This window comes from Streptomyces sp. NPDC045967 (genome assembly GCF_056430495.1).
The window spans coordinates 1-12,825 of record NZ_JBWKLE010000037.1 but is presented as its reverse complement, the minus strand read 5'-3'; the positions used below and the strand labels follow the sequence as shown (position 1 = coordinate 12,825).

10 protein-coding genes and 1 pseudogene are annotated in these 12,825 nt (G+C 74.5%); 3 read left to right on the top strand and 8 right to left on the bottom strand.

What is annotated here, in order from left to right; genetic code table 11:
* Positions 1–160 precede the first annotated feature (160 nt).
* The 3 genes from AC07FY_RS32685 to AC07FY_RS32675 form a co-directional block, all read right to left on the bottom strand.
* Positions 161–1,351, bottom strand: a complete 1,191-nt coding sequence (locus AC07FY_RS32685) for a GDSL-type esterase/lipase family protein (RefSeq protein ID WP_479013991.1) — start codon at positions 1,349–1,351, stop codon at positions 161–163.
* A 231-nt stretch (positions 1,352–1,582) separates the two neighbouring features.
* Entirely contained in the window at positions 1,583–3,202 is a 1,620-nt protein-coding gene (gene aceB / locus AC07FY_RS32680) for a malate synthase A (protein ID WP_479013988.1), read from the bottom strand.
* 270 nt (positions 3,203–3,472) lie between these two features.
* Complete coding sequence (locus AC07FY_RS32675; protein WP_479013986.1) at positions 3,473–4,189, bottom strand: nucleotidyltransferase family protein; 717 nt, start codon at positions 4,187–4,189, stop codon at positions 3,473–3,475.
* Positions 4,190–4,425: 236 nt separating this feature from the next.
* On the opposite strand from AC07FY_RS32675, the gene yczR reads away from it, so the two are divergent.
* Positions 4,426–5,916: a MocR-like transcription factor YczR gene (yczR, locus tag AC07FY_RS32670; protein ID WP_479013983.1), complete on the top strand. Its 1,491-nt coding sequence runs from the start codon at positions 4,426–4,428 to the stop codon at positions 5,914–5,916.
* A gap of 44 nt (positions 5,917–5,960) precedes the next feature.
* On the opposite strand, the gene AC07FY_RS32665 is transcribed toward yczR, so the two are convergent.
* From AC07FY_RS32665 to AC07FY_RS32645, 5 genes and pseudogenes are all read right to left on the bottom strand, one after another.
* Complete coding sequence (locus AC07FY_RS32665) at positions 5,961–7,685, bottom strand: PP2C family protein-serine/threonine phosphatase (RefSeq protein WP_479013980.1); 1,725 nt, start codon at positions 7,683–7,685, stop codon at positions 5,961–5,963.
* Between the two features lie 40 nt (positions 7,686–7,725).
* Positions 7,726–8,520 (bottom strand): annotated as a pseudogene (locus tag AC07FY_RS32660) (SigB/SigF/SigG family RNA polymerase sigma factor).
* Positions 8,493–8,663 (bottom strand): hypothetical protein, encoded by a 171-nt coding sequence (locus AC07FY_RS32655; protein WP_479013994.1) that lies wholly within the window; start codon positions 8,661–8,663, stop codon positions 8,493–8,495. Before AC07FY_RS32655 ends, AC07FY_RS32660 begins: the two are co-directional and overlap by 28 nt.
* Before the next feature lie 165 nt (positions 8,664–8,828).
* Positions 8,829–9,458 carry a response regulator gene (locus AC07FY_RS32650; RefSeq protein ID WP_479013977.1) on the bottom strand — a complete coding sequence of 210 codons (630 nt, stop codon included), beginning with the start codon at positions 9,456–9,458 and terminating at the stop codon, positions 8,829–8,831.
* Entirely contained in the window at positions 9,455–10,789 is a 1,335-nt protein-coding gene (locus tag AC07FY_RS32645) for a sensor histidine kinase (RefSeq protein ID WP_479013974.1), read from the bottom strand. Before AC07FY_RS32645 ends, AC07FY_RS32650 begins: the two co-directional genes overlap by 4 nt.
* Positions 10,790–10,924: 135 nt before the next feature.
* Here AC07FY_RS32645 and AC07FY_RS32640 point away from each other — a divergent pair, with 135 nt between their 5' ends.
* Positions 10,925–12,010 carry an ABC transporter permease gene (locus tag AC07FY_RS32640; RefSeq protein WP_479013971.1) on the top strand — a complete coding sequence of 362 codons (1,086 nt, stop codon included), beginning with the start codon at positions 10,925–10,927 and terminating at the stop codon, positions 12,008–12,010.
* A complete protein-coding gene (locus AC07FY_RS32635) occupies positions 12,007–12,699 on the top strand; it encodes an ABC transporter ATP-binding protein (protein WP_479013968.1) in 693 nt (230 codons plus the stop codon). The genes AC07FY_RS32640 and AC07FY_RS32635 overlap by 4 nt, the downstream gene beginning before the upstream one ends.
* Positions 12,700–12,825: the final 126 nt, after the last annotated feature.

Sequence of the window (12,825 nt, the reverse complement as noted above, 5' to 3'; positions counted from 1 at the left end):
CCCCCCCCCCCCCCCCCCCCCCCCCCCCCCCCCCCCCCCCCCCCCCCCCCCCCCCCCCCCCCCCCCCCCCCCCCCCCCCCCCCCCCCCCCCCACCGCCGTACGCATGCCTCGGGGGCCGCCGGAGCATGAGGGAGGGCATTCACGCGCCGGGAGGGATCGCTAGGGTGCCGGGGTCAGGAACATGCCCGTCTGGTCGCTGCCCGCGGTGTTCCTGCAACCGGTGGCGGAGTTCGCGGGCTGGGCGGTCGCCAGGGCCAGGCAGCGTCCCGCGGCCAACTGGCCGTAGTGGTTGGGGTGCATGGACTCCTGGACCAGGCCCTGCGACTCGTTGTTGTCGATCCACCGCGCCCATTCACTGGTGCTCGCCGAGGCCGGTACCGCGGAGGTCACCTGCTTGCTGGCCCTCGCGCACACCTCGCGTCCCTGGAGCATGTCCCGCAGGTCCAGGAACTGCACGCCCTTGGCGGCGGCGACGCCCTTGATGCGGCCGGCGATCTGCGGGACGAGCGAGTCGCGCGCCCAGTCCGAATCCCGGTTCCAGAAGGGGCAGCCGCCGGTGTTGAGGCGGCTCCAGTCGCTCTGCGCGTACCGGTTCTCCGCGCCGCGCGGGATCGGCGACGGGTAGGACTGCAGCACGATCCGGTAGGAGGAGTCGGCGTACCCCGCCCCGCGCATCACGGCCCGGATTTCCTCCACGGACTTGCCGACCGCGGCCATCGCGGCGTCGATCCGCTGGTCCACGGCGTACTGCTGGTCGTCGTGGCAGTACGAGTTCCAGAGCACGAAGTCGTAAGCGCACGTCTCGATGATGTCGGCGAAGCCGAGGTCGTTGCCGCCGATGGACAGGGCGATGACCTCGACGTCGTGGCTCGCGGCCACCGCGGCGAGCTGGTCGGCCTGCGGGGCCTCGCCCTTGAAGGCCACCCCGCCGCTGGAAGCGCGGAAGACGTTCTGGGCCGTGGCGCCGGAGCAGGCCAGGTTGATTGCCACGTCCGCGATCGGCCCGGCGCTGCGCACCTCCGCGGAGTCGGAGCGGTGGCAGCCGCCCGCGGTGGCCCCGTAGACCTTGCCCGGATCGTAGGCGCCGGCGCTGACCCAGCCCCGGTCGGTGCCGTTCCGGCTGCCGCTGTCGGTCAGGCTGTTGCCCTTCCAGCGCCCGGCCTCCCCGGAGATGTAGCTGTCGCCCATGGAGACCACGGCGGTGGGACCGGCGCCGGGACTGGCGGCGGAGGTGCCGGCGCCGGCGGCCGTCAGCGCGCCGACGGCGAGCGGCAGGACCACGGCGGCTCCGGCGAGTCGTCGCACACGACGGCCGGCCCGGTCCTTGCGGGCGGTGCGGAATCCGATCACTGCGGAACTCCTGCGGTCGGGCATGCGGCATCCGGGAACAACTCCGGCGCATGGCTGGGGAAGTGGGGGAAACCGCCGGCCGGTGGCATCGGAAAGGTGACACGGCCCCGCTTGTTACCGCTAGGTACAGTCGCGTTACGAACCAGTAACGCCTCCGCCCCCGGCGCCGGGAGGCGACGGGGGCGGAGGCGGCTGCCTTCGACTTCTGTGCGTTCAGCCGAATGCGGAGGTTCAGCCGACCAGCTGGTCGTAGGCGGGGAGGGTGAGGAAGTCCGCGTAGTCGGCGTCCAGGGAGACCTGGAGCAGCAGGTCGTGGGCCTGCTGCCACTTCCCGGCCGCGAATGCCTCCTCGCCGAGCTCGGCGCGCAGCGCGGCCAGTTCCTCGGCCGCGAGGGTGCGGGTCAGGTCGGCCGTGGCCGTCTCGCCGTTCTCGAAGACGACGCCCGCGTTGATCCACTGCCAGATCTGCGAGCGCGAGATCTCCGCGGTGGCCGCGTCCTCCATCAGGCCGAAGATGCCGACGGCGCCGTGGCCGCGCAGCCATGCCTCGATGTACCGGATGCCGACCTGGACGGCGTTGCGCAGGCCCTCGTAGGTGGGCCTGGCGTCCAGGGAGTCGATGGCGATGAGCTCGCCCGGGGCCACCGAGACGTCCTCGCGCAGCCGCTCCTTCTGGTTCGGCCGCTCGCCGAGCACGGCGTCGAAGGAGGCCATCGCGATCGGGACCAGGTCGGGGTGGGCGACCCAGGAGCCGTCGAAGCCGTCGCCGGCCTCGCGGTCCTTGTCGGCCTTGACCTTCTCGAAGGCGACCTTGTTGGCCTCGGCGTCCTTGCGGGACGGGATGAAGGCCGCCATGCCGCCGACGGCGTGCGCGCCGCGCTTGTGGCAGGTGCGGACCAGGAGTTCGGTGTAGGCCCGCATGAACGGGGCGGTCATCGTCACCGCGTTGCGGTCAGGCAGGACGAACTTCTCGCCGCCGTCGCGGAAGTTCTTGACGATGGAGAAGAGGTAGTCCCAGCGGCCCGCGTTCAGGCCGGCCGCGTGGTCGCGCAGCTCGTAGAGGATCTCCTCCATCTCGTACGCGGCGGTGATCGTCTCGATCAGGACCGTGGCGCGGACGGTGCCCTGCGGGATGCCGACGTAGTCCTGGGCGAAGACGAAGATCTCGTTCCAGAGGCGCGCCTCCAGGTGCGACTCCGTCTTCGGCAGGTAGAAGTACGGGCCCTTGCCGAGTTCGATCAGCCGCTTCGCGTTGTGGAAGAAGTACAGGCCGAAGTCGACCAGCGAGCCGGAGGCCGGGCCGCCCTCGAAGTCGAGGTGGCGCTCCTCGAGGTGCCAACCGCGCGGCCGCATCACGACGGTGGCGAGCTGCTCGGCGGGCTTCAGCGCGTAGGCCTTGCCGGTGCGGGCGTCGGTGAAGTCGATGCGGCGCTCGTAGGCGTCGATCAGGTTGAGCTGGCCGAGGACGACGTTCTCCCACGTGGGGGCCGAAGCGTCCTCGAAGTCGGCGAGCCAGACCTTGGCGCCCGAGTTCAGGGCGTTGATGGTCATCTTCCGGTCGGTTGGACCGGTGATCTCCACGCGGCGGTCGTTCAGCGCGGCCGGGGCCGGCGCCACCTTCCAGTCGCCCTCGCGGATCTGTGCGGTCTCCGGGAGGAAGTCGAGCGTGGAGGTGCGGGCGATCTCGGCGCGGCGCTCGGCGCGGCGGGCGAGGAGCTCGGTCCGGCGCGGTGCGAACCGCCGGTGCAGCTCGGCCACGAAGACCAGCGCCGCTTCTGTGAGGACTTCGTCCTGTCGGGGCAGGGGCTCGGCATCGACGATGGCCAGCGGGGACGGCGCTGGTGCGGACATATCTGTCACTCCTTGCAGCGGCGGTGCCTGGCGGCCGCGGGGGAATGCTCGCGCGCGGACGGCACGCAGTGCCGTCGAGTGTGGAGAGTTCCAAATACGGTCGCGGGCGCCGTCTGGGGGTTCAGGGCGCTTCTGACCAGTGGATAGTAATTTCCTCATGGTGGAAGTTCAATGGTTTGTTGATGTCGAGATTCTCCGAGTCGACAGATTTTGCCCGAGGGATGACGCTCGGTGCCACAGTCGTCACGCCCTGCGCTGACACGGCGCGCCTCATTCCCGCTCGAGCCGCGCCAGATCGGCCGGCACGTCGATGTCGAAGGGTTCGGCCACGTCCGCGCACTCCACCAGGGTGAGCTCCGCGGCGTGCCGTGTCAGGTGGACACGCGCACCTTTGTCATCCGTTGCCGTTTCCGCGATGTCCGCCCACCGGTCCGCGCCGAACAGCACGGGGTGCCCGCGCTCCCCGCCGTAGGCCGCCGCCACCAGGCTGGCGGGGGAGCGGTAGGCCTCCCGCACCCGGGTCACGGCCGCCGGACCGATGCCCGGCTGGTCCACCAGCGAGACCAGGGCCGCCCGGGCGTCCGTACCGGCCAGCGAGGCGAGCCCGGCCCGCAGCGAGGAGCCCATGCCCCGCTCCCAGTCCGGGTTGTCCACCACCACGCATCCGGCCAGGTCCGCCCGCTCCCGCACCTCGGCCGCCGAGGCGCCGAGCACCACGTGCACCGGCCCGCAGCCCGCCTCGCGCAGCACCCGGACGGCGTTCTCGACCAGCGGCCGGCCCCGGTAGGGCAGCAGCGCCTTGGGCCGCCCGCCCAGGCGGCGGCCGCCGCCCGCCGCCAGGAGCAGACCCGCGATCACCGGGGGACCGGCGTCGCCCGCGCCGAGCGGGTCGGGACGGGGTCCGGGCGAGGCCGCGGCGAGGGGGGCTCCGGCGGGGGAGGCGGCGTGGAACGGGCCGCGGGGCGCGAGGTGCGGATCGGCTGGCATGCCACCGATTCTCGCTCCCGCACCGGTCGTGGTGGACGCCGCCCCAGCCGGCGCCGTACGGCGGCCAGCGCGGCTCCCACCCGCAGTGGTACGGAGATCCGGTTCTCCGCGGCGGCCAGCAGGGCCCGTTCGTCACGGTCGGTCAGCATCACGCGTCTCCTTGCCAATCGGGGGCCGGTACGGCGAGTCTGGTCCTCGATTGGCCTGGCCGTCAGAGCCAATCAGGGGAGGTTGGCATGGCAAACGGGCGAGTGGTCCAGACAGCGGACAGAACCATCGGCAGCCGCCAGCTCGCGGCCCTGCTTCCGGCCGAGGTGCTGGCCCGGCCCGGCTACCGGGCGCTCGCCGACGCCGTGCGCACGCTGATCCTCGACGGCCGCGTCGCCCTGCACGTCAGGCTGCCCGCCGAGCGCGAGTTCGCCGAAGCCGTCGGCGCCAGCCGGGCCACCGTCACCGGCGCCTACGACCTGCTGCGCGAGAGCGGCTACGTCCGCAGCCGCCGCGGCTCCGGCACCTGGACCGAACTCCCCGACGGCCACCTGCCGGTCGGCTCCTCCCGCCTCCTCGGCGGTGGCACCGGAGGCCGGCCCGACGGCGACCCCGGGATCGACCTCGCCATCGCCGCGATGGGCGCCCCCGAGGGCCTGCTCGCCGAGGCCTTCGCCTGGGCCGCGCCCCGGCTGCCGCGGCTCGCCCGGAGCCCCGGCTACCACCCCTTCGGCCTGGCCGACCTGCGCACGGCCGTGGCCGAGCGGTTCACCCGGCGCGGGCTGCCCACCCGCCCCGAGCAGATCCTGGTCACGGCCGGGGCCCAGCAGGCCCTCGCGCTCGTCGTCAGCCTGCTCTGCCGCGCCGGGGACCGGGTCGTCACCGAGAACCCCACCTACGCCAACGCCCTCGACGCCCTGCGCCACGCCCGGCTGCGCACCGGCTCCGTGGCCGTCTCCGACGCGGGCTGGGACATGGAGATCGCCGAGTCCACGCTGCGCCAGACCGTGCCCCGGCTGGCGTACGCGATCCCCGACTTCCACAACCCCACCGGCGCGCTGATGCCCCCGGAGCAGCGCCTGCGCCTGCTGGCGGCCACCCGGGCCACCGGAACCTGGCTCGTCGTCGACGAGACCATCGCCGACATCGCCCTGGACGTCCCCGCGCCCCCACCGCTGGCCTCGCTCGCCCCGCGCGGCGGCGCCGACCACGTGATCACCATCGGCTCGCTCAGCAAGACGCACTGGGGCGGCCTGCGGGTCGGCTGGATCCGCGCCACCGCCAAGATGATCACGGAGCTGACCTCCGTCCGGGTCTCGGCCGACATGACCGGCTCGGTCCTCGACCAGCTGGTCGCGCTCCCGCTGATGGAGAACCTGGAACGGTCGATGCCGGCACGCCTCGCGCAGCTGCGCATCCAGCGCGCGGCACTGGTCGACTCCTTGCAACGGCACACCCCGGAGTGGTCCTGGCGGCTTCCGCCCGGCGGGCTCTCGCTCTGGGTCGACCTCGGCGAGCCGGTGAGCTCCGCGCTCTCCGAACGGGCCGCCGCGGCCGGGGTGCACATCGGCCGCGGCGCCCGCTTCGGGGTGGACCCGGGCACCTTCGAACACCGGCTGCGCATCCCCTACACCCTGCCCGCCGACCGCCTGGACGAGGGCGTCCGGCTCCTCGCGCGGGCCTTCCACGACGGGGTGCCGCTCTCCCCGGCGGTGGAGCGGCCCCACTGGGTCGCCTAGGTCCTGTCGCTCCCCGGCCCGCCCCACGGGCGGTCCGGTGGCCGTCAGCCGACGGCGAGGGCCACCAGGCAGGTGTCGTCCTCGTGCTCCTCGGGCGTGTAGGCGTCCATGATCCGGTCCAGGGCGTTCTGCGGGTCCAGCCCGGCGCAGCCCATCAGGACCTTGCGCAGGATGTCGATGCTGTCCGCGATGTCCTCATCGCGCCGCTCGACCATGCCGTCCGTGTAGAGCAGCAGCAGGTCGCCGGGGAGCAGTTCCTCGGTGGCGGTCTGGTACTCGTGCCCTGCCAGCAGCCCGAAGAGCGGACCCCGGTGCCCGGTGTCCAGCATCGTGGCCGTGCCGTCCCGGAGCAGGAGCGGCGGGGGATGGCCCGCACACGCCCAGCGGAAGCGCCGCTCCCGGTCGATGTGCCCGATGATCCCGGTCGCCGTCTCGGCGGCCGGGTCCGCGCACAGCAGCTCGTTCAGCCAGGTGGTCAGCTGGCCCGCGTGCGTCCCCGGGGCGTGGGCCAGGCCCGCGAGGGCGTGCCGCTGCTGCGCCATCCGGGCGACCGCGCTCAGCCCGTGGCCGCAGGCGTCGCCGATGGCGAGCAGGATCCGGCCGTCCGGCAGGAGGCGGCACTTGTACCAGTCGCCGCCCACCGCCGCGTCCGTCTCCGCCGGCAGGTACGCGGCCGCCACGGACAGGCCCGCCTGGGCGAGCGCGGCGGAGTGCGTGGGCAGCAGCGCCTCCCGCAGGGCGGCGGCGACCCGCCGCTCGGCCGCCGCCGCCGCCCGCAGCCGGTCGGACTGCTTGCGCGTCGCCGCCAGCCGCTGCCGGCTGCGCACCTGCGCCGTCAGATCGCGCGCGATGATGTGCACCGACCAGGGAAGGCCGTCGATCGCGATGACGGGATGCCCCACCAGGTGCAGGGTGCGCACCTCCCCGAGCACGCTGAAGCGGATCTCCGCCCCCGACGCCTCCTCGCCGTCGACCAGCGCCAGCAGGAACTTCGCGAAGCGCGGTACGTCGTCCAGCAGGACCGTGTCGCACAGCTCGGCGAGGGACAGCGGCCGGGACGGGTCGTTGCGGAAGATCGAGGACAGCCCCTCCGACCAGGTCACCTCGCCCGACAGCAAGTCCCAGGTGCCCCAGCCCATCGAGGCGATGTACTGCGCGTCCAGCGAGAGCCGCTCCATGCGGTTGTGGGCCGCCCGCCACGTCGCCAGCACCTTGCCGCCGCAGGCCGCGGCGTCGTACAGCAGTTTCGTGCGGTGCAGCCCGTCGCTGCGCTGCTCGGTGTAGTCCAGGGCGTACGACTTCAGGGGGCGGCCGCCGGTCAGCACGGAGTCCAGGGCTCCGACCAGCCCGCCGCCCGAGGCACCCGGCTGGACCTCCAGCAGGCGCCGGCCCACCTGGTGATCCGGGGACTCCAGCCACTCCGCCGCGCGGACGTGGTTGCCGGCCTGGACCGTGAAGTCGACCGTCCGCCCGGCCGCGTCGCGCACCGGCGTGAACAGCGCGGCCGACAGCGGAATGGCGGGCAGCGTCGCGCAGACGCACTCCCACGGGTCGTGTTCCTCCCCGCCGCCACCGCAGCCGTGCCCCGGCCCGCCGCTCCCGCACGAGCAGGGCTCCTCTGCCTCCGCCGGCGCACCGCCCGGCGACGGGCGTTCGTCGAGCCGGACCCCCGCCCCGTGGCGGGCGGCCTCCCGCAGCGCCCGCACCTCGCGGGCGAGGTGCTGCTTCAGCGTCTCGGGGTCCTGGGGGATCAAGGGGCTCATGGTCATCACCGGCTGGGTAGCTGGTACGGACCGTACCCGCCGCGGGTCACGCGGCGAGCATGCCCGTGCGCAGTCTGGTCAGGATGTGGGTGAGGAGGCGCGAGACCTGCATCTGGCTGATGCCGAGCTCGACACCGATCTCGGACTGGGTCAGCTCCCGCCCGAACCTCAAATACAGGATCTCCCGGTCCCGGTCACTCAGCTCGCGCAGCAGGGGGCCGAGGGCGTGCAGGTCCTCGAAGAGCTCGATGGCGCGGTCGTTCTCCTCGACGGCGTCCGCGGGCGTGCGGGACCTCAGCCGGGGACCCTGTTCCCCGCCGCCGGCGGGCACGTCGAGGGTCTCGGTCGAGTAGCCGTTGGCCGCGACGAGCCCTCCACCACCGCCTCCTCGTCCAGGTCGAGATGACGGGCGATCTCCCGGACGGTGGGGGCGCGGCCCAGCGCGGCCGCCAGGTCGTCGCCGGCCCTGACCAGGTCCGTGCGGCGCTCCTTGAGCCTGCGCGGGACGCGCACGGCCCAGGTGGTGTCCCGGAAGTGCCGTTTGATCTCCCCGGTGATGTACGGCAGGGCGAGCGTGGAGAAGTGCACCCCCCCGGTCGGGGCCGAAGCGGTCGATCGCCTTGATCAGGCCGATCGTGCCGGCTTGGACGATGTCCTCGATCTCCGTGCCGGCCCCGCCGGCGTTCCCCGCCCGGAACCCGCGTGCGGCGAACCGGACCAGGGCGGTGTTCATCTCGATCAGCGTGTTGCGGACGTACTGGTACTCCGCGGTTCCCTCCGGCAGGCTCCGCAGACGGGTGAAGAAGAGCGAGGTCAGCTCCCGGGCGTCCTCCGGGGCCATCCGGTGGGCCCGGTGACCGGGGGCACCCCCGCCCGGGCCGGCAGCGAGGTGGGCGCGGGCCCGTCCAGCGGTCCGACCGCCGGGGCCCGGGCCGGCGCGAAGCGGCTGGTGGTGGGGTCCTTGGGGGTGGTGGTTCCGGGCACGGTCTTTCGGTCCTTCCTCCGTCGGGTGCGGGGCTGCGCGAGGTGGGGGGTGCGGGGTGGCGCCAGGTGCGCCTGCCCCTCCGCCCCGCGTCCACGCCCTCCCGGCCGCGGAAGGAGACCTCCGGCCCGCCGGTACGGGTCTTTGGTCCCGCTCCGGTCCGGGCCCTACGGCGTACGGACCAGCCGGCGGGTGGCGGCCGCCGCGACCGCCGAGGTGCGGGAGTCGACCCCGAGCTTCGCGTAGACGTGCACCAGGTGGGACTTGACCGTGGCCTGGCTGAGGAAGAGCCGCTTGGAGATCTGCTGGTTCGACAAGCCGTCCGCGACCAGCTGCAGCACCTCCAGCTCCCGCTTGGTCAGCGCCTGCGCCGGGGTCCGCATCCGGTCCATCAGCCGCAGCGCCACCGCCGGAGCCAGGGCCGACCCGCCGGCCGCGGCCGTCCGCACCGCCGCGGCGAGCTCCTCCGGCGGGGCGTCCTTCAGCAGGTACCCCGAGGCGCCCGCCTCCACCGCGGCCAGGATGTCCGCGTCCGTGTCGTAGGTGGTCAGCACCAGCACCCGGGGGGCCTGCTGCCGGGCCGTGATCAGGGCGGTCGCCTCGGAGCCGTGCATCCCCGGCCCGAACTGGAGGTCCATGAGGACCACGTCCACCGGCTGGGCGGCGGCCAGTTCCACGGCCCGTTCGGCGGTCGCGGCCTCCGCCACCACGGCGAAGTCCGGTTCCGCGTCCAGTACCGCGCGCAGGCCCGCCCGGACCACCGGGTGGTCGTCCGCGAGGAGCAGCCGGACGGTCACGGGGACGCCTCCAGGGGCAGCGGCAGGGTGACGGCCACGGCGGTGCCCTGACCCGGATCGGACTCGACGGTGAACAGGCCGCCCAGCGTCTCGGCACGCGAGCGCATCGCGGGCAGCCCGAAGCCGCCGTCCCCGGAGGCGCCGTCCCCGGAGGCGGCGCCCCCTGAGGCGGCGCCCCCTGAGGCGGCGCCCCCTGAGGGGGCGGCCGCGCGGGGGTCGAAGCCCTGGCCGTCGTCCACGACGTCCAGCGTCACCGAGGCGTCCATGAAGGTCAGGGTGATCTCGGCGCGCTTCGCCCGGGCGTGGCGCACCACGTTCCCGAGCGCCGACTGCGCGATCCGCAGCAGGGCCACCTCGTACGGGGTCGGCAGCACCCGCGGGCTGCCGCTCAGCGAGAACCGCACCCGCGGCCAGGGCGCCCCGGCGCACAGCCTGCGCAGGGCCGCCGGGAGCGAACCGTGCTCCAGGTCGGGCGGTGTCAGGGCGCGGACGAACCGGCGGGCTTCGGCGAGGTTCTCCTGGGCGGCCTCCCGCGCCTGCGCGATGTGCGCCAGCGCGGCCGTCCGCCCGTCTGCTCCGGCCGCTCCCGCCGCCCCGGCCGGCGCGGGGGCCCCGCCCGCGCCGGCCGCGGCGGCCGCCCGCTCCTCGGTCAGGGTCCGCTCGGCCGCGCGCAGCAGCAGCTGGATGGAGGACAGCCCCTGGGCCAGGGTGTCGTGGATCTCCCGGGCCAGCCGCTCCCGTTCGGCGAGGATGCCGGCGCTCCGTTCGGCGGCGGCCAGTTCCGCCCGGGTGGCGATGAGCTCCTCGATCAGCTCGCGGCGGCGCTCGCTCTCGCGGTACAGCGCCTGGTAGCCCAGGACGGTCGCCACCGCCACGGCGGCGCCCAGCAGCGGCCCGAGGAAGGCCCCCGGCGTCGCCGCGGCGCTGTGCGCGAGGAAGCCGGCGATGGCCGCGCAGGCGGTCAGCCCGACCGCGGCGACCCCCCAGCGCAGCCGCAGCAGGTGCAGCTCCAGGAAGTACAGCGGGAAGGCGATCCACAGCCCGTCGGGGGAGAGCGCCAGCAGGGCCGCCCAGGCCGCGCTCAGCGCGGCCAGCCACACCGCCCCGGCGCCCGCGGAGCGGCGCACAGCGGGCGCCAGTACGCCGCCCGCGTACACGGCGGCCAGCGCCGCGCAGGCGGCGACCACCCAGCCGGCCCGGGGCACGGCGCCGGCCACCGCCCGTGCGGCGGCCAGGGCGAGCAGCCCCAGCAGCAGGGCGTGCAGGCACAGCCGCAGCACCCGGGTGACGGGGGTGAGCGGGCGGGTGGCGGGGGGAGCGGGTGCAGTCATGGCCGCTCCAGCGTAAGTCGGGTCATGACCGGCTCCGGTCAACCGAAAGTTCGATCTCGGGGCCGTCCCTTCGATCACAGGATCCCTACCGCGGCGCGATGCCCCGTGCCCACGCGGAGGACCAGGGTGGGGGACATGTTCGTCGCATGGAGAGACCTACGGTTCGCGAAGGGCCGGTTCGCCCTCATGGGCTCGGTGGTCCTGTTGGTCACGTTGCTGGTCGGCCTGCTGTCCGGGCTCACGGCCGGCCTGGCCCGGGAGAACGTCTCGGGCATCACCGGGCTGCCCGCCACCCACCTGGCCTTCGCCGCGCCCGACGGTGACCGGCAGGTGTCCTTCACCCACTCCCGGGTGCCGGAGCGCGCCTGGCGGGCCTGGCGGGAGCAGGCCGGGGTGGAGCGCGCCGAACCGTTGGGGATCCGTACGGCTGACGCCGCGTCGGGCGGGCGCACCGCGGCGGTGTCCGTGTTCGGCGTGGAGCCTGCCGGGGGGCTGGCTCCACCCGGCGCGGGCCTCGCCCGGGGCCGGGTGGTCCTCACCGAGAAGGCCGCGGAGGACCTGGGCGGCCTGACCGCGGGAGCCAAGCTGAAGGTCGGACCGCTCGAGCTGGAGGCGGCCGCGGTCTCCGGCTCCGCCGCCTACAGCCACACCCCGGTGGTCTGGATGGACCTGGACGACTGGCAGCGTGTCGCCGACCCCGGCACCTTGCGGGAGGGCCTGGCCACCGTCCTCGCCGTCTCCGTTGACGGCGCCGACCTGCCGGCGGCCGACCGGGCCGCCGGTACGCGGACCCTGACCGTCGACGAGGCCCTGGGGGCCATCGGCTCCTACCAGGCGGAGAACGGCTCGCTCCAGCTGATGCGCGGCTTCCTCTTCGCCATCTCGGCGCTGGTGACGGGCGCCTTCTTCACGGTGTGGACCATCCAGCGCAGCGGGGACGTCGCCGTACTGAAGGCACTGGGCGCCTCCACCCCCTACCTGCTGCGGGACGCGCTCGGCCAGGCCGTGGTGGTGCTGGCCACCGGCACCGCACTGGGCACGGCCCTGGCCGCCGGAGCGGGTGCGCTGATCGGCGGCGGGGACGTGCCCTTCGTGCTGGACGCGGCCACCGTACTGCTGCCGGCCGCCGTGATGATCGCGCTCGGCGCGCTGGGCGCGGCCCTGTCCATCCGGCGGATCACCGCCGTCGACCCGCTGACCGCCCTCGGGAGCGCCCGATGACCCTGACCCTCGACGACGTCACGCTGACCTACCCCGACGGCGACTCCCGGCTCACCGCGCTCGACGGGGTCGGCTTGGAGGTGCCGGCCGGCACGCTGACCGCGGTGATCGGTCCCTCCGGTTCGGGCAAGTCCAGCCTGCTGGCCGTCGCCGCCACCCTGGTCACCCCGGACTCCGGGCGGGTGGTGGTGGCCGGCCGGGACACGGCGGGGATGAGCGCCGCCGGGAAGGCGGCCCTGCGCCGGGAGGAGATCGGGATCGTCTTCCAGCAGCCGAACCTCCTGGCCTCGCTGACCGCCGTCGAACAGCTCCAGGCCATGGCGCACCTCTCGGGCCGCCCCCCGCGCGGGGCACGCCGGCGGGCGCTGGAGCTGCTGGAGGCCGTGGGGCTGGCGGACAAGGCCGGCAAGCGGCCCCACCAGCTCTCCGGAGGTCAGCGGCAGCGGATCAACATCGCGCGCGCCCTGATGAACGACCCCGCCGTCCTGCTGGTGGACGAGCCGACCAGCGCCCTGGACCACGAGCGCGGCGCCGCGGTGCTGGACCTGCTGGTCGCGCTGACCCGCGAGCGGGCCACGGCCACCGTGCTGGTCACGCACGACCACGCCCACCTGGAGCGGATGGACCGTACGGCGACGATGGCCGACGGCCGCCTCACGCAGCGCCCGGCGCCGGCTCCGGCCCGCTGAGCGGGAGCGGGCCGGTCCGCGCGGAGGCTGCCGCGGGCTTGTTGCGGGGTTGCCGCCCGGCGGGGCTGCCGCCGGGCGGCAGGCCCACCGGGACCCTCCCACGAGGACGGGGCCTTCCAACGCGTC

Bases quoted from the DNA above. Each gene is read 5' to 3' on its own strand.
- yczR (WP_479013983.1), top strand. From the start codon at position 4,426: ATGGCAAACGGGCGAGTGGTCCAGACAGCGGACAGAACCATCGGCAGC.
- AC07FY_RS32635 (WP_479013968.1), top strand. From the start codon at position 12,007: ATGACCCTGACCCTCGACGACGTCACGCTGACCTACCCCGACGGCGAC.
- AC07FY_RS32665 (WP_479013980.1), bottom strand. From the start codon at position 7,685: ATGACCATGAGCCCCTTGATCCCCCAGGACCCCGAGACGCTGAAGCAG.
- AC07FY_RS32645 (WP_479013974.1), bottom strand. From the start codon at position 10,789: ATGACTGCACCCGCTCCCCCCGCCACCCGCCCGCTCACCCCCGTCACC.
- aceB (WP_479013988.1), bottom strand. From the start codon at position 3,202: ATGTCCGCACCAGCGCCGTCCCCGCTGGCCATCGTCGATGCCGAGCCC.
- AC07FY_RS32640 (WP_479013971.1), top strand. From the start codon at position 10,925: ATGTTCGTCGCATGGAGAGACCTACGGTTCGCGAAGGGCCGGTTCGCC.
- AC07FY_RS32675 (WP_479013986.1), bottom strand. From the start codon at position 4,189: ATGCCAGCCGATCCGCACCTCGCGCCCCGCGGCCCGTTCCACGCCGCC.